Origin of the sequence: Pantoea sp. sgz302252 (genome assembly GCF_042610525.1) — a bacterium.
Classification (GTDB): domain Bacteria; phylum Pseudomonadota; class Gammaproteobacteria; order Enterobacterales; family Enterobacteriaceae; genus Erwinia.
Window position 1 is genome coordinate 298,968 of the sequence record NZ_JBHDVM010000001.1, and the last position, 208, is coordinate 299,175.

A 208-nucleotide genomic window follows, 5' to 3' on the forward strand; every position below is an offset into this window, starting at 1 on the left:
AAGCGTACTACTGGTAAAACTTGTGGCTTAAACGCCGAACCAACGTAAGTTGGAAAGGGTAATGCTTAACTCTACTTCTGTGCAGGAAGGATTCACGTCGCTTTGCTCCGTGCCCTGCGGGTCAAACCTTCGAGGTCGAAGCTTCTCGTCCTTCCCCTTAGGGAATATGACAGAACGTGCTTAAACGCCGAACCAACATAAGTTGGAA